Here is a 21929-nt window from a genome sequence, read left to right as displayed (position 1 = left end):
TACTCCCGGTTCTAATGCTTGGCGACCGCGGCGATCTCGTCGCCGTAGCGGAATTCAAGGATGGATTTAAGCACCAGCGTCACCAGCGCAAGCGCCGCCAGCAAGGTCGAGACCGAGAAAGCCGCCACGAAGTTGTATTCATTGTACAAAATCTCGACATGCAGCGGCATGGTGTTGGTCAGGCCGCGTATGTGGCCGGACACCACCGAGACCGCGCCGAATTCACCCATGGCGCGGGCGTTGCAGAGCAGCACGCCATAGAGCAGGCCCCATTTGATGTTGGGCAGCGTCACATACCAAAATGTCTGCCAGCCATTCGCGCCGAGCGAGATCGCCGCCTCCTCGTCGCCCGAGCCCTGGTCCTGCATCAGCGGGATCAGTTCACGCGCCACAAAGGGAAAGGTGACGAAGATGGTGGCGAGCACGATGCCCGGAACCGCGAACAAAATTTCTATTCCGTGCGACTTCAGCCAGGGTCCGAGAAAACTGCCGGCACCGAACAGCAGCACATAGACCAGGCCGGAAATCACCGGCGACACCGAGAAAGGCAGGTCGATCAGCGTGGTCAGGAACGCCTTGCCCTTGAACTCGAATTTGGCGATGGCCCAGGCCGCCGCCACACCGAAGATAAGGTTGCAGGGCACGGCAATTGCGGCGACCAGCAGCGTCAGCCGTATTGCCGACAGCGTGTCCGGGTCGTTCAGCGAAAAAAGGAACTCGCCGGCGCCCTTGCGGAACGCCTCGAAGAACACCGACACCAGCGGCAGGATCAGGAAAAGCGCCATGAAAATCAGCGCGACGCCGATCAGCACCGCCTTGGTGGCGGTCGATTCCGTCGTCGCTCGCACCGGCTTGCTCACCGTTGCCAGCGTACCAGCCCGCGAGCGGTTCGGCAAAGGTCCGCTGACTGCTTCAACCGCCATGACCGTACCTCTTGCGGCTCCAGGCCTGGATGAGATTGATGACGAACAGCATGAGGAAGGAGATGACCAGCATCATCGCCGCGATCGCCGTCGCCCCGGCATAGTGGAATTCCTCCAGCCGGATGATGATCAGCAGCGGCGCGATTTCCGAGACATAGGGGATGTTGCCGGCGATGAAGATCACCGAGCCGTATTCGCCGACGGCGCGCGCGAAGGCCAGCGCGAAGCCGGTCAGCACCGCCGGCGCGAGACCAGGCAAGATCACCCGCGTGATCGTCTGGAAGCGCGTGGCGCCGAGCGTGGCGGCCACTTCCTCGACCTCCTTGTCGATCTCCTCCATCACCGGCTGCACTGTGCGCACGACGAAAGGCAGGCCGATGAAGATCAGCGCCACGACGATGCCGAGCGGCGTGAACGCCACCTTGATGCCGAGCGGTGCGAGCAACTGGCCAATCCAGCCGTTCGGCGCGTAGATGGCGGCCAGCGCGATGCCCGCCACCGCCGTCGGCAATGCAAAGGGAAGGTCCACCACCGCGTCGACGATCCGGCGGCCCGGAAAACGATAGCGCACCAGCACCCAGGCGATGACCACGCCGAAGACGACGTTGACCAGCGCGGCAATCAGCGCCGTGCCGAACGAAATCCGGAGTGCGTTCAACGTGCGCCCATCCATGGCGATTGCCCAGAACCCGGCCCAACCAAGCTCGGTGGTGCGCCACACCACACCGGCAAGCGGGATGAGGACGATCAGCGTCAGGTAGGTAACCGTAAAGCCGAGCGTCAGCCCGAAACCCGGGATGACGCTCGGCCTGCGGAAACTCCAACCGACGCTTGAAGCGGCGGCCGTCGCCATCAGTTCGAAGACGCGGGCTTGTAGATCTGGTCGAAGATGCCGCCGTCACCGAAGTGATAGGGCTGCGCCTTGGCCCAGCCGCCGAACTGCGGGTCGTCGATCGTCACCAGGTTGATTTTCGGGAAACGCTCCAGCTCGGCAGCCGGAACCAACTCGGGCTTGGACGGACGGTAGAAGTTGCGCGCAGCGATCTGCTGACCTTCCTCCGAATAGAGATACTGGAGATAGGCCTCCGCAACCTTGCGCGTTCCCTTGGCGTCGACATTGGCGTCGACTACCGCAACCGGCGGCTCGGCCAGGATCGACTGCGGCGGGATCACGGTCTCGAACTGGTCGGCGCCGAATTCCTTGCCGACCAGGAACGCCTCGTTCTCCCAAGCAAGCAGCACGTCGCCAAGCTGGCGCTGCGCGAAGGTCGTCGTCGAGCCGCGCGCACCGGTGTCCAGCACCGGCACATGCCGGTAGAGTTCACCCACATATTCCTTCACCTTGGCCTCGTCGCCGCCATATTCCTTGTTGGCCCAGGCCCAGGCCGCCAGATAATTCCAGCGGGCGCCGCCTGAAGTCTTCGGGTTGGGCGTGATGACCTCGACGCCGTCCTTGACCAGGTCGCCCCAGTCCTTGATGCCCTTCGGATTGCCCTTGCGCACCAGAAAGACGATGGTCGATGTGTAAGGCGAGGAGTTGTGCTCGAACTTGCCGCGCCAGTCGGCACTGATCTTGCCGCCGTTCTTGACGATGGCGTTGATGTCGCTTTCCAGCGCCAGCGTGACGACGTCGGCATCAAGGCCGTCGATCACCGCGCGGGCCTGCTTGCCGGAACCGCCATGCGAGGTCTGGATGGTGACGGTCTCGCCGGTCTCCTTCTGCCAGTGGGCCGCGAAGGCGGCGTTGTATTCCTTGTAGAGCTCGCGCGTCGGATCGTACGAGACGTTGAGGAGAGTGGTGTCCGCGAAGGCGAAGCCGAGCCCACCGAACTGGACCGAACCCGCGATAAGCGCCGACAGAAGAATGGATCTGCGATTGAGGGTCATGTGGTGCCTCCGTTTCGATAACGAACTTACTCTATCTGTTGGGTAGAGATTAGGGGCGTAGCAAAATCCCCAAACTTGGAATTCGTTCCGCATTTTTCACGCTGCCGGCGGGCGGATGCGGAAATTTTTTTCCCCAAACCAATCCTATCTGCTCCGACGGCCGCTTCGCCGGCGGCCCTCTAACATGCCGTTTCGAGGGTTGTAGCGACGGTGCAAAGCTTGGCCGCATATGTCCTCGCCGGTCCTGACGCGGAGTCCCGCCTTTGAGGCTGCGACATTTGCGCGAGCGGGAAAGCGTCGCTGTCCTCTCCTTCGCCCATGGCGTTCACGCATCTGGACATATCGTCGGTTGACGAAGGGGTTGTCCATCCCATTGGCCGTCTCTGGCTTCCGCAATGCCGAGGAATGGATTCCCGACACTCTCCGCTCCCTGCGGTCGCTCACGAGGTCGAGAATGACGACATCGTTGATATTCCTGGCCAATCGCCAACGTTGGAGACTGGCGGAAGGGCTCTATCGCTGTCGTCATTCCCGACCTCGTGAGTGAGCGAAGCGAACGGAGCGTGTCGGGAATCCATGCCTCGGAGGTGGTGATATCAAAGCCGGTGAAGAATATTCGACTATCAGTGCCTCGATAACTAAGCCGATCCCGGCACTCGCGGCGCACGCACCCAGAGTGGTTCCCTTAAATCAAACCGAACCGGACCTAGCGACGGGTCCTGCCCGCTGCAACTCTGCTTCCTGGACAGCCGGCGCTTCGAGCAGCCCGAAACCTATGAGAGACCCGCCGCATGAGCGTCAGGATCGGCATCAATCCCATCACCTGGACGAATGACGACGTGCCGGAACTCGGCGGCGACACGCCGCTGGAAACCTGTCTTTCGGAAACCGCGCAGGCCGGCTACCGCGGCACCGAGCTGGGCGGAAAATTCCCGCGCCAGGCGGAGACGCTCGGACCTATACTGGCTGCCCATGGCCTCGAACTGGTGTCCGGCTGGTATGACGGGCGTATCCTCGATCGCACGGTCGAGGAGGAATTCGAGGCGATCCGGCCGCATCTGACGCTCCTGCGCGACCTCGGCGCAAAACTGGTCGTTTACGCCGATACGTCGCGCGGCCGGCATGACGGCATTTTCGCGCCGATCTCGCAGCGTCCAAAACTCGCCGACGACGAATGGCCAGCCTATGGCCGGAAAGTCACGGCGCTGGCCGAACGCATGGCGGATTTCGGCGTCGGCATGGCCTTCCATCATCACATGGGCACCATCGTCGAGACCGACGCCGAGATCGGCAAATTCATGGGCGCGACCGGCGAGGCGGTCGGCCTCCTGTTCGACACGGGGCATTGCCTGTTTTCCGGCGGTGACCCGGCGTCGCTTCTAAGACGGCATATCGACCGCGTCGTGCATTTCCACTGCAAGGACGTGCGCCGGCCGGTGCTGGAAAAGGCGCGGCGCGACGACATGAGTTTCATGGGCGCGGTGATGGAAGGCATTTTTACCGTGCCCGGCGACGGTTTTGTGGATTTCCTGTCGCTGCTGAAACCACTGGCCGAGCGCGGCTATGACGGCTGGTTCGTGGTCGAGGCCGAACAGGACCCGGCAAAGGCGCATCCGCTGACCTATGCGACGATGGGCTACCGCTCGCTGGCGGCGACGGCGCGGGCGGCCGGCTTCGACGTGATCGAGCGGGCGGCGGCATGATACGTCGTCGCGGACGAACGCGGGTGAGACCGGGAAGCGCCGATGCGTGATTTCTTCCGGCCGGGCCGGTCGTCCGCCACAGGGCTGACTGCGGCCGTCGCATCCTCGCATGCGCTGGCGAGTGGTGCTGCGCTGCGGGTGCTGACCGAGGGCGGCAACGCGGTCGACGCCGCCGTGACGGCGACTTTCGTGCTTTCGGTGGTCGAGCCGCAGTCGACCGGCATCGGCGGCGACTGTTTCGCGCTGTATTTTCCGGCCGGTGCCGATCGCCCGGTGGGTTTTAACGGCAGCGGCAGGACGCCGGCTGGGTTGGATCCGGCTCGCGCACGAGCCGAGGGCGGCGCGCCGCTGGCGGAGACCAGCGTGCACTCTGTGACCATCCCCGGCATGGTCGACGGGATGGCGCAACTGCTTAGCCGATATGGGACATGGCCGCTGGAACAGGTGATTGAGCCGGCGATCGGCTATGCCGAGCGCGGCTTTCCTGTCCACCCGCGCGTCGCCGAGGAATGGGCGTTCGCCGCCGGCAAGCTGGCGCGCACGCCGGGCGCGCGCAACGTCCTGCTGCGCAACTACGAAGCGCCCGCCGTCGGCGATGTCATACGGTTTCCGCAACTGGCCGCGACCTTGCGCCGGATTGCCGGCGGTGGCCGCGATGCGTTCTACCGGGGTGAGGTCGCGGAAACGATGGCGCGCTTCCTCGCCGATAATGGCGGTTTCCATTCGGCGACGGATTTCGCGGCGCATCGCGGCGCCTGGGTGGAGCCGATCTCCACGACCTACAATGGCCACGACGTCTGGCAGATACCGCCCAACGGACAGGGCGCGACGGCGCTGCTGATGCTCAACTTGCTCGAGGCATTTGGCGGCGATGCCGGCGAGTTCGACGGTTTTGAGCGCCATCGCAAGCTGGCCGACGCGGCGCGGGTCGCCTTTCGCGAGCGCAACCGGCTGGTCGCCGATCCGGAGTTCGGGCCGGTGGCGCTCGAAGTCTTCCTCGACAAGAGCGAGGCGGGATGGCTGGCCGCCGAGGCGCGGACCGCGCGCGCCGACGAGGCGAAGGCTCCGAGGGCGCGCGGCGACACCGCCTATGTCTCGGTCGTCGACAAGGACCGCAATGCGATCTCGCTGATCAGTTCGCTGTTCGAGGGGTTCGGCTCCGGCTTGCGTGACCCGGATACCGGCGTTATCTTCCACAATCGCGGCTCCGGCTTTTCCGCCCTCGCCGACCATCCAAACGCGCTGGCGCCGAACAAGCGGCCGCTGCACACCATCATCCCCGGCATGGTCTCGCAAAACGGCCGGCCGGTGCTGGCCTTCGGCGTCACCGGCGGGCAATACCAGCCGATCGGCCATGCGCAGATGATCACCGGGCTCGTCGACCACGGGCTCGACATCCAGGACGTTATCGACCGGCCCCGCAGTTTTCTGGTCGATGGCAGACTGCAACTGGAGCCAGCCCTGCTTGTGCAGCAGGAGGCGCTTGCCGCGGCGGGATATGACGTCGCACCCGCCATGCGCGCCGTCGGCGGCGCGCATGGCGTCTGGATCGACTGGGACACCGGCGTTCTGTCCGGCGGGTCGGACCCGCGCAAGGACGGGATCGCGCTGGCGCTATGACGGGAGGGGTTTTCTAAGATGACCGCCGCGCCGCTCCTGTCCGTCGAGGGCCTTTCGGTTCGCTTCGACCTGGACGGCGAGGGTGTCGACGTGGTTCGCGGCATCGACTTTTCCATCCGCCCCGGCAAGACGCTCTGCCTCGTCGGCGAATCCGGCTGCGGCAAGAGCATCACGGCGATGGCGCTGCTCGGGCTGCTGCCGCGCAACGCCCGCGTCGCCTCCGGCGCGGTGCGCTTCGACGGGCAGGACCTCGCCACGATCGGCGAACGGCGGCTGCGAAAAATCCGTGGCCGCAGGATCGGCATGATCTTCCAGGAGCCGATGAGTTCGCTCAATCCGACGATGACGGCGGGAGAGCAGATCGCAGAGGTGCTGCGCATCCATCTCGGCATGAACCGGCGACAGGCGAAGAGCCGCACTGTGGAGTTGCTTTTGCGGTTCCGCCCCCCGCGTTCTGCCCAGCGCGCCGACGACTATCCCTTCATGTTCTCGGGCGGCATGCGGCAGCGGGTGATGATCGCGCTGGCCTTGGCCTGCTCGCCGGCGCTGCTCATCGCCGACGAGCCGACCACCGCGCTGGACGTGACGGTGCAGGCCGAAATCCTCGACCTGCTCGCCGACCTGCAGGCCGAGACCGGCACTGCGATGCTGATGATCACCCACGATCTCGGCGTCGTGGCGGAGATCGCCGACGAGGTCGCCGTCATGTATGCCGGCAGGATCGTCGAGAACGGCGCGGTCGGCGACGTGTTCGAGGTGCCGGAGCATCCCTACACGATCGGCCTGCTCGGCGCGCTTCCGTCACCTGAGAAGCGCGGCCGGCTGACGCCGATCCTCGGCCGCGTCCCCTCCCCCGCCGACCCTATGCCGGGATGCCGGTTCTCGCCGCGCTGCCCGTTCTCGGTCGAGCGCTGCGAGGCCGAGGAGCCGCTTCTGGCGACATTGCCGGGCGGCCAGGCCGTCGCCTGCTGGCGCGCGCCGCTGGAGGCGCTGGCATGAGCGCGCCGGTGCTGGAGGCCATCAGACTGGGAAAAGTCTTCGGCGCGCGAAAACGCTGGCTCACTTCGCGCGGCCCAGGGTTCGCCGCGGTCAGCGACGTCAGCTTCAGCGTGGCGCGCGGCGAGACGCTGGGCATCGTCGGCGAATCCGGCTCGGGCAAGTCGACGACGGCACGCATGCTGCTCAGGCTGGTCGAGCCGACATCCGGCGCGCTGAAGCTCGACGGCGAAGACCTGCTCGGGCTCGACGCTGAGACGCTGCGCAAACGGCGGTGCGGCATCCAGATGGTGTTCCAGGACCCGTTCTCGTCGCTCAACCCGCGCCTCACCGTCGGCGCGCAGATCGGCGAGCCGCTGCTCGTCCACGGCCTCGCCACGGGAAGCGCCATCGGCGAGCGCGTCGCCGGCCTGCTCGCGACCGTCGGCCTCGATCCATCACGCGCAAAAGCCTATCCGCACGAATTTTCCGGCGGCCAGCGCCAGCGCATCGCAATCGCCCGCGCGCTCGCCGCCGAGCCGCAACTGATCGTCGCCGACGAGGCGGTATCGGCCCTCGACGTGTCGGTGCGCGCCCAGATCCTCAACCTGCTCGACGACCTGAAACGCTCGTCCGATCTCGCCATGGTGTTCATCTCGCACGACCTCGGCGTGGTGCGCCATCTCGTCGACCGGATCGCTGTGATGTATCGCGGCCGGATCGTCGAGATCGGCCCGACGGACGCGATCTTTTCCGCGCCGCGCCACCCCTACACGGCGGCGCTGCTGTCGGCGATGCCGGTCGCCCGCGTCGGCGCGCGGCGGGCGAGAGCGGCAGCCGCCGCGCCAGACAGAGCGGAAGACAACTCTGCCGGCTGCCCCTATGTCTCGCGCTGTCCGCTGGCCTTCGACCAATGCCGCCGCGAATTGCCACCACTGGAGGCAAAGGCCGCAAGTCATCTCAGCGCCTGCTACCGCGCCGGAGAGGTGCTGCCACCAGCCGTCGGCGAGGCGCCGCTGTCCAGCGCCGCAGCCTACCGGCTGATGCGCCTACAGAACCGGTTCGTTGCGCGCGCGCTGGAAACGGCGGAGGCGCAGATATGATCGCCCGGCTGGCGAGCATCGCGGTCACGCTGCTGCTGCTCAGCGTCATCGTGTTCTCGCTGCAGCAATTGCTGCCGGGCGACCCGGCCGTGGTGCTGGCCGGCGAAGACAAGTCGCCCGAGACCATCGCCGCCATCCGGGCGCTTTACGGGCTCGACCGTCCCTTGCCGATCCAGTACCTGACCTGGCTCGGCAATCTGCTGCATGGCGATTTCGGCGTGTCGATGCGGCTCAATCGCAGCGTCGCCCAACTGCTGGCCGAAAAACTGCCGGTCACCATCCAGCTCGCCACCATGGCGTTGGTCGTCGGCATCGTCGTCGGCGTGCCCGCCGGCATTCTCGCCGCCGTCTATGTCGACACGGCGGTTGATGGCGCCACCAGCGTGCTCAGCGTCATCGGCATGTCGATCCCGAACTTCTGGCTCGGCATCCTGTTCATCATGGTGTTTTCGGTGCAGCTCGGCTGGCTGCCGGCCTCGGGCTACGTCTCGCCCTTCGAGGATCTTTGGGGGAACCTGCGCGCGATGATCATGCCGGCGATCGTGCTCGGCAGCCATGTCGCCACCGTGCTGATGCGCCATACCCGCAGCGCCATGATCGAGGTGCTCAACGCCGACTACATTCGCACGGCGCGCGCCAAGGGCGTCGGCTCGCTCAGCATCATCCTGCGGCATGCGCTGCGCAATGCGCTGGTGCCCGTCGTCACGCTCGGCGCGCTGGAGTTCGGCCAGTTGCTCGGCGGCTCGGTGCTGACCGAATTCGTCTTCACAGTGCCCGGCATCGGCAAGCTGATCGTCGATTCCGTCTTCAACCGCGACTATGCGGTGGTGCAGGCGGTCGTGCTGTGCTCGGGGGCGCTCTATATCGCGCTCAACCTGCTCGCCGATCTCGCCCAGCGTTTCCTCGACCCGCGCGTCGCGAGGGAAGCGCCATGAGCGCCGCGGCCCCCTCCTTGACCCGGCGCAGGCGGCGCTTCGCCCGCTACAACCTGTCCGCCCGCATCGGCGGCGGCATCGTGCTTGCCTTCGTGCTGGTGGCGGTCACGGCTCCCATGATCTCGCCCTACGATCCGCTGGCCAGCGACTGGATGGGCGTGCTGCAGCCGCCGTCGCTGGCGCATCCGATGGGCACCGACGATCTGGGGCGGGACGTGCTGTCGCGCGCCATCTGGGGCGCGCAGACCTCGCTGATCGCCGGCGTCGCCTCGGTGATGATCGCGCTCGCCATCGGCGTGCCGCTCGGCATTGCGGCCGGCTACTTCCGCGGCTGGATCGACGTGGTGGTGACGCGGCTGGCCGACACGCTGCTCGCCTGCCCGCAGGTGATGCTCGCCATCGCACTCGCCATGTTCCTCGGCGGCAGCCTGCTCAACGCCTCGATCGCCATCGGCATCTCGACGGTGCCGGTGTTCGTGCGGCTGGCGCGCGCCAAGACCATCGAGCAGACGGCCGCCGTCTACATCGAGGCGGCTATCTCGGTCGGCAATCCGGTGCGGCGGCTGCTGTTTGTCCATCTCCTGCCCAACATCGTGCCGCCGCTGATCGTGCAGGCCGCGCTCGCCACCGCCGTCGCCATCATCGCCGAGGCCGGGCTTTCCTTCCTCGGCCTCGGCCGCGAATTGCCGGCCCCGTCCTGGGGCTCGATGCTGACGGTCGGCAAGGACTACATCGCCACCGCGCCGTGGCTATCGATCTGGCCTGGCCTCTGCATCTGCCTCGCCGTCATCGGCTTCAACCTTCTCGGCGACGGCCTGCGCCGCGCCCTCGATCCACGCAGTTGATGCGCCCCTGCGGCAGGGTGCATCCGATCAGAAGCCGCTGGAACGACGAAATGGGAGACGGAAAGCCATGATGAGAACTCTTAAACTGGGGCTTGCGGGGGCGCTCGCCCTTTTCGCCACCGGCGCGCTGGCGCAGGAGAAGGCGCTGCGCATCGGCCTGATCGAGGATGTCGACACGCTCGACCCGACGCAGGGCGGCACGCTCGGCGGCCGGCAGGTGTTTTCCGCGCTCTGTGACAAGCTGTTCGACCTCGACGAAAAGGCCGGCGTGATCGGCCGGCTGGCGACCAGCCACGAAGTGTCGGCGGACGGGCTTACCATCACGCTGAAACTGCGCGACGGCGTGAAATTCCATGACGGCACGCCGTTCGACGCCGAGGCGGTGAAGTTCAACATCGAGCGCGCGCTGACGCTTGAGCAATCGAAGCGCAAGGGCGACGTGCGCGCCGTCGACACGATCGAGGTGGTCGATCCGCTGACGGTCAAGCTGCACCTCAAGCAGCCCTTCACGCCGCTGTTGGCGCAGCTCGCCGACCGCGCCGGCATGATGATGTCGCCGACCGCCATCAAGGCCGCCGCCGATGCCGCCGCCTTCGGCAGCGCCCCCGTCTGCTCCGGTCCGTACAAGCTGGTCGAGCGGGTGGTGCAGGACCGCATCGTGCTGGAAAAATTTCCGGACTACTGGAACAAGGATGCGTTCCATTTCGACGAGGTGACCTACCTGCCGGTACCGGACGCGACGGTGCGGCTCAACAATCTGCTCGCCGGCCAGCTCGACCTGATCGAGCAGGTCTCGACCGCCGACCTCGAGCGCGTGAAGGCCGATCCGCGCTTCACCGTCAGTTCCATCGACGGACTCGGCTTCTTCTACCTGCTGTTCAATCTCGCCAATGGCGAAGGCGCCAAGAACAGTTTTGCCGAGAATGCCAAACTCCGGCAGGCGATCGACGCGGCGATCGACCGCAACGTGATCAACCAGGTGGCGTTCGGCGGCAACTTCACCCCCGGCAACCAGCCCGTCTCGCCGTCGTCGCCCTATTACGACAAGTCGATGCCGGTGCCGGCGCGCGACCTGGACAAGGCGAAGGCGCTGGTCGCGGAATCCGGCGTGGCCGACCCGACGCTGGAAGTCACGGTCAACAACAACCCGACCTTCCTGCGCGTCGGCCAGGTGATCCAGTCGATGGCGGCGGAGGCCGGCATCAAGATCGTCATCAAGCCGATCGAGGCGAGCACCGCCGGCGCGGCGGTGGCGGCCGGCGAGTTCCAGTCGCATCTTTCGTTCTGGAGCGGCCGCGCCGACCCGGACGGCAACATCTACAACTATCTCGGCTGCAAGGGCTCGTCGAACGTCGGCAAATACTGCAACCAGAAGGTCGACGACATCCTGACGGCGGCGGCGAAGGAAGCCGATCCCGCCAAGCGCGCCGCGCTGTATGCGGAGGCCAACAAACTGTGGATGCCGGAAGCCCCGCTGCTGGTCATCTACCATTCAAAACCGTTCTTCGCGGCGAAGAAGGAAGTGACGGGTTTTAAGCCGATCCCCGACGGCCTGATGCGGCTGGAAGGCGTGTCGATGGAGTAGCGCCCGACAACATCGGCCGATGACGCTACCTCTCGCCCGGCTGTAGCCCCGCCGGGCGCGACGGCGCGAGCGAACTCAAGCCTTGCCGCGCGCCGCGAGCGCCTCGGCGCGGTCGGCGTGGATCTGGAACAGTTTGGCAAAGCCGCTGATCTTGAACACCTCGTCGACCGGCTTGCTCATGCCGGCGAGCGATAGCGGCAGGCCGGTGGCCTTGCTGCGCCGCGCGGCAAGCAGCAGCACGCGCAGGCCGGCGCTGGAGATGTAGCTCAGCTCAGCGAAATCGACCAGAACGGGCTGGCCGGCGTCGAAGAGCGGCAGCAGGGCGTCCTCGACTTCGCGCGCCGAATTGCTGTCGACACGGCCGACCGGCGACAGCACGGTTGTCCCCTCGATCGTCTCCTTGCGGATGTCCATCATAGTCTCCTGTCATGCGCCACGCTCAGCGCGTGGTGAATTTCGTCAATGTCAGCCGGTTGTGCCCGTCGACGCGGTCGTAACGAACCTCGTCCATCATCGCCCGCACGATATGGATGCCGAGCCCGCCGATCGGCCGGTCGTCGAGATCCAGATCGAGATCGGGGTCTCCGGCCTGCGTCGGATCGAAAGCGACGGCATCGTCGCGGACGGTGACGGTCGCGCGGTCACCCAGAACCTCGATGACGATGCCGATGGAATGCGGGCCGCCATCCTCATAGCCATAGCTGATCGTGTTGGTCAGAAGCTCGTCGAGCGACAGGTTGATGGCGTGAGCGATCTCCTCGCCCAGGCCGTGCCCGGCGCAAAAATCCTCGATGACGGGCGCGATGCGGCCGATCTCGGCAAGATCGTTGGCGATGGTGAGGTTGAGCGCGGGCAGGCGGGACATCCTTGGCGTTCTATCGCTCGGCGTCGGCGGGCAGAATTCGATACAGCGCTTCGCTGCCGAAATGTTTTGGCAGTTTCACGCGGCCAACATACTCCACCCGGTAAGGCCGTCGATAGGCCGCCCCCGTCAATCTCGCCTCATGCTGAAGAGAGTCCATCTCGGCCCACAGCAGGGCCACGAAATGCTGCGAGGCATAGGCTTCGCCGGGTGCTGCTACCGTTTCGATGCGCGCCGCCCGGTTGACGTGGTGGCCGTAAACCATGCTGCGCCCGGTCAGCGGATGCAGGCCGACATAGACCGGGCCGGCATGCAGCGCGACGCGGAAGCGCGGCCGACTCGCCAGTCCGAAGGGTTCAGGGTCGGTTGCAGCGATGGTTTCGACCAGAGCCAGCGCATAGTCGGCGAGATCCAGCGCGGTCTCGGCCGCCGCATGCACGGCATCGCCCCAGGTGTTGATGAGGATCGGCGGCTTCGCCCGCTGCTCCACGACCTGCTGCACCTCGGCCAGAAAATCCCAGAGCAGCGGCACCTGCTCGTCGCTGAACGAGGTGTAGGTCGCCATGTCGGCAAAGAGGATCGCCCGCACCACAAGCGGGCTGAGCCCGATCGCAAGCGCGTTGACGCCGCCGGAAAGGTCTCCGGTAGTGCCGTTGTCGCCGCCGCCGGTGCGTTGGCGCAGATCGTCGAGGTCGATCAGCGACAGATGCTCGAGTTCCGGCCACTGGTCCATGAAATCCGCCGGGCTGCCGGGATCGGCGGGCGCCTCCGGGCTCCAGACGGCGAGCAGCCTGGCGTGGCCGCCGAGGCGCTCCGCATGGATGCGCGCCATGCCCTGAAGAACCTGGTTGTTGAAGCGCAGCAGCGTGTCGTCGCCGATCAGCCGCTCCTCGCAGCTTATCTCGACCTCCGTGGCGGAAGCGACGAGGCTGCGGAACCGCGCCATCCACTCCTCGCCCGCCGGGGCGACATACTGCTCGGCGAAATCGTCGCGCGGACAGGGCAGGAAGATATGCAGTTCGCCGCCGCGCGCCAAAAGTTCCTCGCCGAAGATGATGTCGGCGCCCGCCGATGCCGATGCATAGCCGATGGCGACCTCATGGCGCGCCAACTCGTCGCGAATCTCCTCCCGCAAAGCGGCCATTGCCTCCGGCCCCATCGTGCCGGCCGAAGCGGCATCGAGCCGCTGTCCGGCGCAGAGCATGATTGCGGCTTCGGATGTCAACCCATCTTCCTCCTGCCCGCCTTCCGGCAATGCTTTCCTCCTAACCTTGCACGATCGAACTTGCGGATAAATGAACGGCATGATCGGGCGGTCCATTTGCGCAAGAACGGCGCGCCATGGCCGCCATCATAAATAGTTTAAGGATTATTTTCCTAGGACTATTTACATCTCTCCGATCCGGAGCGATAATCCTCGCAGCCTGTGCTGGAAAGAGGTGGCGGCGGTGGAGGATTGGAATGCGGCGATCGAGCGGAATCTGGTGGCGCTGAAGCGCGTGCTGGCGCCGCTCTTCGCGATGATGGGCGGCGGAAAAACCCTGCCCCGCCATCTCCATCGCTTCGTGCTCGGCCTGCTGCTGCCGGCCGAATCCGCCGCCCGGCGGCTGGTCATCGCGGCGGCGCGCGGCATGGTGGCGGAAGTGCCGCCGCTTCAGCCGTGCGAGCCTAGGCCGGAGTCCATTGAGTTGTGGCTGCGCCGTCTCGGCATCGCCCTCACCCCGCCGCATGCCGATTTCCAGTGCGCCGAAGCGGCGCTGAAAACCGCAGCGTTCGGGGCCGCACGTCCGCGCGTGCTTTCCCTGCCGCTGTTCGATCCGCTCGAACGTCCGTTCGGCGGCCTGCACCGCTACGCACCCGCCGATGCGGCCCCGCGCATCCCGTCGCTCGATTTCGACGCGCGACTGCTGCCACAACCGCCGCCGCCGTCGCCGGACGATCCGCTCAGCACGGCACGGCTGATGTTGCGGCTGGATGCGCTGACCAGGGCGCTGGACGACCTGCCGGCCCAGGCAAGACGGTTTGCCCGTTGGAAAGCGAGGCGCGACGAGGCGCTTGCGCGGAGCGAGCAAGAGGGCGTGGACGTGCAAGACAAAGGCCCGGACGCCACGGTCGCACAAGCCGGGCAAGGTGGCGGCGCGGGCGCGCGAGGCAAGGCGGCTTGTGGCACGATCCGGTCCTGCCGGATATCGCCGCTGAAAACCCGCCGGCCGCCGGGCTGGTGGCGAAACCCCGTTCATGAGGTGCACGCGGCGTTGAACGCCGTGCACGAGCTTGCCCTTTCGGCGCCAAAGGCGCCGGACACGTCCTAGACGGCTGCCCCCGGACGCCAAAAAACCAGGGATCGACGGCCGGCGCGGATTTTTCCGCGGTCTGGCGGCGAGAAGTGCTGTCTGCAACAATCCAGGGACAGTTTTCCTGCTTTCAAGGAAGCGCCGAAGCCTTTCAAGGGCTTGCGCAAACGAACAAGGAATCGCTTCCCGGATTTCACCGCGCCCAGAAAGCCGGCGTGAACATCACCAGCACCGCCAGGATTTCGAGGCGGCCGAGCAGCATCAGGAAGGAAAGAATCCATTTCGACGTATCGGGCAGTGACGAGAAATTGCCGACCGGCCCGATGATCGGCCCGAGCCCCGGCCCGACATTGGTCAGCGCCGTCAGCGCGCCGGTGGTGGCGGTGATGAAATCGAGCCCGGTGGCGCCGAGCAGGATCGCGCCGATCGCCCAGATGGCGAAGAACGAGGCGATGAACAGCATCACCGTGTGCTGCATTTCCGACGGCACCGTGCGGTCGCCGTAGCGGACGGGCAGCACAGTGTGCGGATAGATCAGCCGGCGCAGGCCATTGGCGAGCAGTTCGAACAGAATCAGGAACCGGTAGGCTTTTATGCCGCCCGTGGTCGATCCGGAGCAGCCGCCGAGGAAGGTGGCGACGAAAATGCAGGCCACTGCAAATGGTCCCCACAGCGTATAGTCGTCGCTGGCGAAGCCGGCGGTGCTGATGATCGACATGAAGTTGAAGGTGGAGTGGGTGATGGCGTCGCCGAACGGCATGTCGAGTTTTACCCGCAGGTAGATGGCGACGGCGACGGAAAAGACGATGCAGTATCCGGCGAAGACGCGGATCTGCGGATCGCGCAACGCGTCGAGCCGGCCACGCACGGCGAACAGGATCATGATCGAGAAGGGCAGGCTGCCAATGAACATGAAGATGCTGCCGGTCCACAGGATGATCGGCATGTCCGCATAGCGCAGGAACGAGGTGTCGTGGGTGGAGAATCCGCCCGTCGCCACCGTCGACATGGCGTGGTTGATCGAATTGAACGTGTCCATGCCGCCGGCGGCGTAGCCGATGGTGCAGGCCACCCCCAGCGCCCCGTAGATGCCGATCAGGCTGATGGTAAAGGTCTGGAACCGCTCGAACGGCCGGTCCTCGATGTCGGAGGATTCGATCTTGAAATAGCTGACGCCGCCGATGTTGAGGAAGGGCAGCAGGAACAGGCCGAGCACGATGACGCCGAGGCCGCCCATGAAGCAAAGCAGCGAGCGCCACAGAAGAAGGCCGGGGGGCGCCCGGTCGAGGCCGTTGATGACGGTGCCGCCGGTGGTGGTGATGCCGGAGACGGCTTCGAAGAAAGCGTCGGTCGGGCTGAGCTCTATCGACGACAGCATCAGCGGTACGGCGCCGGCCACCGCCATGGTGAACCACAGCAAATTGACCAGCAGGAAGCCGAAGCGCGTGGTCACCGTCGGCGGGCGGCCCTGGGTCGCCAGCGCCACGGCCAGCGCGAAACCGCCGACGAACAGCGCCGAGAAGGCGAAGGCCTTCCAGTCCGGATTGCCATAATAGAGGTCGGTGAGCGCCGGCAGCAGCATCGCCACCGACAGGTAGATCGCGAAGACCGCCGCGACATGCACCGCGGCGCGGACTGCCGATCTGTTCACGATATGCCGACCTTGCCACTTCTCATGCGACGGACGGCATCCATGCCCTGTCCATGCACGATAATGGCCGCGCATCGCGAAAGAAACAACAGCACGCGGTGGCACTCCCATGAAATCGGCGCGCCGGCCGCCGCCACGTGCGCAAGCGTCGACGGTCTGGTGCGGGTATCCGGCCGCAAAGTGGTCCGCAAAAAAAGCCGCGAAATGGTTCTGTTTCGAGGACTGGCTGCCGCCTAGCCTCCCCATCGCGCGTCCTGCGTAAAGGCACGCTTGAGAACAATGACAGGGGAAATCCGATGCATATCCAGAACTGGAAAGTCGATGATTTCACGGTGCGGCAGGGGCCGGCCGCGCATGCCGCCTACGTGATCGGCGCGGCATGGACGCGCATCGCGCGGGCCAAGACCGGCGTGGCGGCGGCCGTCACGCTAGCGGCGGCAGTGCTGGCGTTTGGAGGCGAGGCCAAGGCGCAGGACGACATCTCGATCTATTTCGTCGGCTGCGCCGCGCCGACCGGTTTCCACGGCTATCTGGCGCGCGGCGCGGAAGAGGCCGGCAAGAACCTCGGCGTCAAGGTCACCTACATCTATCCCGACCAGCTTACCATACCGAACCAGGTGCAGAAGATCGAGGAAGCCATCGCCGCGCAGGCCAAGGGCATCGCGGTCTGCGCCTTCACCGAGGATTCCTCCTATGCCGATGTCGCCGCCCGCGCCAAGGAAGCCGGCATCGCCTTCGGCAGCGCGGCCGCCCCGCCGTCCGGCGCGCAGGTGCGCGATCCCAACGACCTCTTCCTGTTCCGCACCGGCTCCGACGAGGCAGCCGCGGGAAAACTGACCGCCCAGCGGCTGCTCGCCATGGGCGTCAAGGGCCGCGTCGTCGTCGCCAACCAGCAGCCCGGCGATGCAAGCTGCCAGTTGCGCGCCACGTCGCAAATCGACGCCCTCAAGGCTGCGGGCGTCGAGGCCGACTTCCTCGAACTGACGATGGATCCCGGCCAGCAATCCGAGGCGATCTTCAACTATCTGCGCCTGCATCCGGATACCGCCGCCGCGACCAGCACCTGCGACGTCATCGACGGCTTCCTGTCGGCCAAGGCCGACAGCGGCCGCACCGACCTGATCCTCACCGGCTACGACATCGTCGCCCAGTCGCTGGAGGCCATCAAGGACGGGCGGCAGTCCTTCACCATCGACCAGCAGCAGTTCTGGCGCGGCTACATGCCCGTGCTGCTGTTGACCCACTATCTGAAATACGGTCTGATCCAGGGCAATTATTTCCTCACGGGTCCGACCATCGTCGACAAGGACAATGTCGAGCGGGTGGCCGCGCTGGTGAAGGAAGGCTACCGCTAGGCACGTCTCGTGGCGGGAGGGCAAAAACCCTCCCGTTCCCCTCCGCCGCAGTCACGCATCAGGGGCAGGCATGAACGAGCAATCGGCACAGAACGCATCAGGCGGTCCGCCCCGGCGCATCGTGTTTGGCGAGGCGATCCGCCGCTTCATGCTGCGGCCCGAGGCCACCTCGATCGCCGCCGTCATCATCCTCTTCGCCGTCTTCACGGCGCTCAGCCCGCAGCTCTTCCCGACCAAACTCACCTATATCAGCATCATGGCCGTGGCCGCCGAGCTCGGCATCGTCAGCATCGGCATCACGCTGCTGATGATCGGCGGGCATTTCGACCTTTCGGCCGGCGCGGTGCTCGGGCTGACCTCCTATGTCTGCGTCGTGCTGATGCGCGACTACGGTTTTCCTCCGGTCGCGGCCTCGCTCGTCGCGGTCGCCATCGGCGCGCTGCTTGGTGCCGTCAACGGCTACATGGTCGTGCGTTTCCGCATCCATTCCTTCGTGGTGACGCTCGGCACCATGCTGATCTGGCGTGGCATCCTGATCGCCCTGACCGGCGGTTTTCCGATGACGGTCAGCATCCCGCCTGCCTTCAAGGACGCCATGGCCGGGCCGCTGCTCGGCGGTTTTCGCATGTCGATGTTCTGGTTCCTGCTGATCGGGCTGCTGGGCACGATCCTGCTGAACCGCACAAAACTCGGCAACTGGATCCAGGCGCGCGGCCAGAACGAGCAGGCAGCACGCAATCTCGGCGTGCCGGTCGACCGCGTCACGATCATCCTGTTCATGCTGGCGTCGGCGCTTGCAGCGGTTGCCGGCATCATCCAGGTCGCGCGCTTCTCCTCGGTCGACGCGTTGCGTGGCGAGGGTATGGAACTGCAAGCCGTCGCCGTGACGGTCATCGGCGGCACGCTGCTTGCCGGCGGCTATGGTTCGGTGGTCGGCACGGTGCTCGGCGCCATCACCTTCGGCATGATCCAGGTCGGGCTGGTGCTGGCCGGCGCACCGGGCCATTTCTTCCGGACGCTGACCGGGGTCATCGTCGTCGGTGCGGTCGTGCTGAACACCTCCGTTGCCCGCCGCATGGCGAAATCGAAGCCGCTGGGCGGGTTTCGGCGCAGCAGCGCGGAAGCCGACGCCGCCATCTCGAAAGCCGGGTCAGACAAGGGCGGCCGCTACCAGGACGACGACCCGCTCACCTCGCGCGCCGCCGGCAAGGAGGCCTCGTCATGAACGGGTCGGGAGAGGGTGCGCCGGCCAATGGCGGCAGGCTGCCGGCCGGCAGCGGCTCGCACGACATGGGTGTGGCCGGCCGCGTCATAGAGCCAGTGCCGGCCGGCGCGGTGCCGGTGCTTGAGGCCGTCAGCATCTCCAAGGGATTTGGCGCGACGACGGCGCTGGTCGACGTATCTCTGAAAGCCTATTCCGGGCGCATCCTGGCGCTGCTCGGCGACAATGGAGCCGGCAAATCGACGCTGATAAAAATCCTGTCCGGCGTGTTTCCGCCGGATCGCGGCGAGATGCGCTTCAAGGGCGAGCCGGTCGTCTTCAACAATCCCGCCGACGCGCGCGAGCGCGGCATCGCCACCGTCTTCCAGGATCTCGCCGTCTGCGAACTCCTGTCGGTGACGCGCAATGTCGTGCTCGGCCGCGAGCCGCAGAAGGGATTTGGACCATTCAAGTTCCTCGACCTGAAGCGCGCCGAGGAAATGGCGCGCTCAGCGCTGCACGGGCTCGGCGTGCGCTGGGAGCGCGGGCTGGACGAGCGGGGCGCCAACATCTCCGGCGGCGAAAAGCAGTCGCTGGCGATTGCGCGGGCCATGTTCTTCGGCTCCTCCGTGCTGATCCTCGACGAGCCGACCTCGGCGCTTGCGGTGCGCCAGGCCGGCCGCGTGCTCGACCATATCGTCAAGGCGCGCGAACAGGGGCAGGCGGCGATCCTGATCACCCACAATTTCCGCCACGCGCTGTCGGTCGCCGACGACCTGACCGTGCTGGCGCAAGGCCGCGTCGCCGGGCATTTCCGGCGCGACGAAATCGAGCTTGATGCGTTGACCGATCTGGTCGCGCGCGTGGGTTGATCCGAAAACAGGAGCGGGACATGGCACAGAAGGGCAAGAAGCGGGTCGTCATCCACGAGGACGATGTCGGCATGAGCCATGGTGCAAACATGGCTTTCGTCGAACTGTCGAAGCTCGGAACCTGCAGTTCCGGTTCGGTCATGGCGCCATGCCCGTGGTTCCCCGAAGCGGCCGAGCTTGCCGGCAAAGACACCTCGCTCGACCTGGGCGTCCACCTGACGCTGACCAGCGAACAAAAACCCTATCGCTGGCGCCCGCTGACCGCGCCGCCGAAGTCGGCTGGGATGACCGACGAGCTTGGCTATTTCTGGCCGGACGTGCCGCGCGCCCGCAAGGCGCACCCGGAAGCGGTGGAGGCGGAACTGCGCGCCCAGATCGATGCGGCGAAGGCGGCCGGCATCGACATCACCCATTTCGACGCGCACATGGGCACGGCGCAGATGCCGGAATTCACGGCGATCACGCGAAAACTCGGGCAGGAATACAAGGTGCCCGTGCTGTTCGTAAAGGACCTGTCCGGCTACAATCCGGCGAGCTACGCTGGCCCCCTCGACACCGCCCCATACGATGCCGAGATCGCCAAGGCACGGGCAGCCAACGAGCCGGTCTTCGACATCGTTCTGGAAACGCCCTGGGCCAGAAAAACCGACGCCGAGACAGCCTATCGCGCGATGTTCGCCAGCATCCCGGACGGCATGACCTTCCTGTCGCTGCATTTCAACACGCCGGGCGATTTCGAGACGATCAATCCCCCGGACGCCCATCTGCGCACCGAGGAGTACGCGGTGTTCAAGACGGGGCGCATCAAGGAATGGATCGCCGAGTTCGGCATCGAGGTGATCGGCATGCGCGAACTGCGCGACCTATTGCGGGCGCGGGAATAATCGGTACGCCTATCTATCGCTGCCCCAAAAAATGCCGCGTCAGGCCGACCAGCAGCGTCATGTCGCGCGCGGCGTGCTCGGGCCGGTTAACAACCGGCACGCCCTCGGTGATGGCCGCATGGAACGCGCGCAGTTCCTCAACGAATGCCTCTTCATAGTTTGCACGCAGCTCCTTGTACGAGGCCTTGTGACCGTCCGAGGTCTTGATGGTCAGCCGGGTCGGCTGGTGGTTGAGGTAGGGCGACGGGAATTCCAGCTCCAGGATCGCGTCGTCGAAATAGAGCGAGATGCGTTCCCTGTAGTCGGCGAGCGACGGCACGGCGAGATGCATCATCGTCCACAGCGCCTGGCCGTCCAGCAAGCGTACGGTACCCTGGCCGCCGCCGCCATTCGCGAAAATCTGCGCGCCGACGACCTCGCCGTCGGGCACGCCGAGCGCGTCGAGAATGCCGTGCACGGCGTTGACGTCATGCACCAGCGACGAACTGTAGGCGGCGGTGAAGCCCCGGAAGGCAAGGTCGGTCAGCGGCATGCCTATGGCGCGCTCGGCCTGCGCCTTGCGTTTCGCCGCCGTCGCCGCGATGAGGTCCTGCGGCACGTCGGTCCCGAACCGCGTGCGAAAATGATGGATGAACGGCCAGGAATCCGGGTCGTTCACCTCGACCGACACGTAGCGCAGCGTCTTCGCCGTTCCGGGCAGCGATTGCAGCGCCAGCCGGTAGTTGGGGTCGAAGCGTTTCATGTAGCCGACCTGCACCACCTTGCCGGCCTTGTCCCGCGCCGCGATGATCTCGGCGATCTCCTGAGGCGAATAGCACAGCGGCTTTTCGCAGAAGACATTCAGGCCACGTTCCAGCGCAGCCAGCACCTGCTCGTGATGCAGCGGGTCGGGCGAGCCTATCACGACGGCGTCGAGCGGCTGGTCGAGCAGCGCGCCGGGCGATTCGAAACCGGGGATACCAAAAGTCTCGGTGACGAAGTCGCGCGCGGTCTTCGAGGGATCGGCGACGCCCTTGACCTCGAACAGCGTGTTCAGCGCCAGCAGGTTGGGAATATGTTCGACCTGGCAGATGGTTCCGGCGCCGATCACGCCCACGCTCAGTCTGGTCATGTGAGGAACTCTGGGTTGTTGCACATTAATCGCATGAAGGATGCACCTTCGCACCCCCCTCTGTCCTGCCGGACATCTCCCCCCGCAAGGGGGGAGATTGGCTGTCATACTGACCCTCGCCAA

At 65.8% G+C, this 21929-nt stretch carries 20 protein-coding genes; 12 read left to right on the top strand and 8 right to left on the bottom strand.

All coding sequences use genetic code 11. From position 1 onward, the window contains the following. Positions 1 to 11 precede the first annotated feature (11 nt). The 3 genes from cysW to ACH196_RS20315 are packed head-to-tail and all read right to left on the bottom strand — an operon-like array spanning position 12 to position 2810. The gene (gene cysW, locus ACH196_RS20325; protein ID WP_396648747.1) at positions 12 to 923 is read right to left on the bottom strand and encodes a sulfate ABC transporter permease subunit CysW; all 912 of its coding nucleotides are present in this window, start codon (positions 921 to 923) and stop codon (positions 12 to 14) included. Further along, complete coding sequence (gene cysT / locus ACH196_RS20320) at positions 913 to 1776, bottom strand: sulfate ABC transporter permease subunit CysT (protein WP_396648746.1); 864 nt, start codon at positions 1774 to 1776, stop codon at positions 913 to 915. Before cysT ends, cysW begins: the two co-directional genes overlap by 11 nt. Beyond that, the gene (locus ACH196_RS20315) at positions 1776 to 2810 is read right to left on the bottom strand and encodes a sulfate ABC transporter substrate-binding protein (protein ID WP_396648745.1); all 1035 of its coding nucleotides are present in this window, start codon (positions 2808 to 2810) and stop codon (positions 1776 to 1778) included. Before ACH196_RS20315 ends, cysT begins: the two co-directional genes overlap by 1 nt. 791 nt (positions 2811 to 3601) lie before the next feature. Here ACH196_RS20315 and iolE point away from each other — a divergent pair. The 7 genes from iolE to ACH196_RS20280 all read left to right on the top strand — a co-directional run bounded on the left by iolE (position 3602) and on the right by ACH196_RS20280 (position 11576). Further along, positions 3602 to 4513, top strand: coding sequence for a myo-inosose-2 dehydratase (iolE, locus tag ACH196_RS20310; protein ID WP_396648744.1), 912 nt, complete (start codon positions 3602 to 3604; stop codon positions 4511 to 4513). Between the two features lie 42 nt (positions 4514 to 4555). Next, the gene (gene ggt / locus ACH196_RS20305) at positions 4556 to 6133 is read left to right on the top strand and encodes a gamma-glutamyltransferase (RefSeq protein ID WP_396648743.1); all 1578 of its coding nucleotides are present in this window, start codon (positions 4556 to 4558) and stop codon (positions 6131 to 6133) included. Between the two features lie 18 nt (positions 6134 to 6151). Further along, on the top strand, positions 6152 to 7132 hold the full coding sequence (locus ACH196_RS20300) for an ABC transporter ATP-binding protein (RefSeq protein WP_396648742.1): 981 nt from the start codon (positions 6152 to 6154) through the stop codon (positions 7130 to 7132). Then, on the top strand, positions 7129 to 8211 hold the full coding sequence (locus tag ACH196_RS20295; protein ID WP_396648741.1) for an ABC transporter ATP-binding protein: 1083 nt from the start codon (positions 7129 to 7131) through the stop codon (positions 8209 to 8211). Before ACH196_RS20300 ends, ACH196_RS20295 begins: the two co-directional genes overlap by 4 nt. Then, a complete protein-coding gene (locus ACH196_RS20290) occupies positions 8208 to 9146 on the top strand; it encodes an ABC transporter permease (RefSeq protein ID WP_396648740.1) in 939 nt (312 codons plus the stop codon). The genes ACH196_RS20295 and ACH196_RS20290 overlap by 4 nt, the downstream gene beginning before the upstream one ends. Beyond that, positions 9143 to 9991, top strand: coding sequence for an ABC transporter permease (locus ACH196_RS20285; RefSeq protein ID WP_396648739.1), 849 nt, complete (start codon positions 9143 to 9145; stop codon positions 9989 to 9991). Before ACH196_RS20290 ends, ACH196_RS20285 begins: the two co-directional genes overlap by 4 nt. Positions 9992 to 10061: 70 nt before the next feature. After that, the gene (locus ACH196_RS20280) at positions 10062 to 11576 is read left to right on the top strand and encodes an ABC transporter substrate-binding protein (protein WP_396648738.1); all 1515 of its coding nucleotides are present in this window, start codon (positions 10062 to 10064) and stop codon (positions 11574 to 11576) included. A gap of 75 nt (positions 11577 to 11651) precedes the next feature. On the opposite strand, the gene ACH196_RS20275 is transcribed toward ACH196_RS20280, so the two are convergent. Genes ACH196_RS20275 through ACH196_RS20265 form a run of 3 tightly spaced genes read right to left on the bottom strand, consistent with a single transcriptional unit; the run spans position 11652 to position 13663 of the window. Further along, positions 11652 to 11990 carry an STAS domain-containing protein gene (locus tag ACH196_RS20275; RefSeq protein ID WP_396648737.1) on the bottom strand — a complete coding sequence of 113 codons (339 nt, stop codon included), beginning with the start codon at positions 11988 to 11990 and terminating at the stop codon, positions 11652 to 11654. A gap of 25 nt (positions 11991 to 12015) precedes the next feature. Then, complete coding sequence (locus ACH196_RS20270; protein ID WP_396648736.1) at positions 12016 to 12441, bottom strand: ATP-binding protein; 426 nt, start codon at positions 12439 to 12441, stop codon at positions 12016 to 12018. Positions 12442 to 12451: 10 nt separating this feature from the next. Then, complete coding sequence (locus ACH196_RS20265) at positions 12452 to 13663, bottom strand: adenylate/guanylate cyclase domain-containing protein (RefSeq protein ID WP_396648735.1); 1212 nt, start codon at positions 13661 to 13663, stop codon at positions 12452 to 12454. A 223-nt stretch (positions 13664 to 13886) separates the two neighbouring features. On the opposite strand from ACH196_RS20265, the gene ACH196_RS20260 reads away from it, so the two are divergent. Further along, on the top strand, positions 13887 to 14750 hold the full coding sequence (locus tag ACH196_RS20260; RefSeq protein ID WP_396648734.1) for a hypothetical protein: 864 nt from the start codon (positions 13887 to 13889) through the stop codon (positions 14748 to 14750). A gap of 175 nt (positions 14751 to 14925) precedes the next feature. On the opposite strand, the gene ACH196_RS20255 is transcribed toward ACH196_RS20260, so the two are convergent. Beyond that, positions 14926 to 16383, bottom strand: coding sequence for a TrkH family potassium uptake protein (locus ACH196_RS20255; protein WP_396648733.1), 1458 nt, complete (start codon positions 16381 to 16383; stop codon positions 14926 to 14928). Between the two features lie 296 nt (positions 16384 to 16679). Here ACH196_RS20255 and ACH196_RS20250 point away from each other — a divergent pair, with 296 nt between their 5' ends. The 4 genes from ACH196_RS20250 to ACH196_RS20235 all read left to right on the top strand — a co-directional run bounded on the left by ACH196_RS20250 (position 16680) and on the right by ACH196_RS20235 (position 20695). Continuing rightward, positions 16680 to 17738 (top strand): substrate-binding domain-containing protein, encoded by a 1059-nt coding sequence (locus ACH196_RS20250; RefSeq protein ID WP_396648732.1) that lies wholly within the window; start codon positions 16680 to 16682, stop codon positions 17736 to 17738. Positions 17739 to 17808: 70 nt separating this feature from the next. Further along, entirely contained in the window at positions 17809 to 18963 is a 1155-nt protein-coding gene (locus tag ACH196_RS20245) for an ABC transporter permease (RefSeq protein WP_396648731.1), read from the top strand. Further along, entirely contained in the window at positions 18960 to 19811 is an 852-nt protein-coding gene (locus ACH196_RS20240) for an ATP-binding cassette domain-containing protein (RefSeq protein ID WP_396648730.1), read from the top strand. The genes ACH196_RS20245 and ACH196_RS20240 overlap by 4 nt, the downstream gene beginning before the upstream one ends. A 20-nt stretch (positions 19812 to 19831) precedes the next feature. Continuing rightward, positions 19832 to 20695, top strand: a complete 864-nt coding sequence (locus ACH196_RS20235; protein ID WP_396648729.1) for a carbohydrate deacetylase — start codon at positions 19832 to 19834, stop codon at positions 20693 to 20695. Positions 20696 to 20708: 13 nt separating this feature from the next. Here the strand turns inward: ACH196_RS20235 and ACH196_RS20230 are convergent, their stop codons facing one another. Next, the gene (locus ACH196_RS20230; protein WP_396648728.1) at positions 20709 to 21806 is read right to left on the bottom strand and encodes a Gfo/Idh/MocA family protein; all 1098 of its coding nucleotides are present in this window, start codon (positions 21804 to 21806) and stop codon (positions 20709 to 20711) included. Positions 21807 to 21929: the final 123 nt, after the last annotated feature.

This window comes from Mesorhizobium sp. IMUNJ 23232 (genome assembly GCF_044326205.1).
Classification (GTDB): Bacteria; Pseudomonadota; Alphaproteobacteria; order Rhizobiales; family Rhizobiaceae; genus Kumtagia.
Note: the sequence above shows the minus strand (reverse complement) of the source record. Positions and strands in the feature narration are given on the sequence as shown.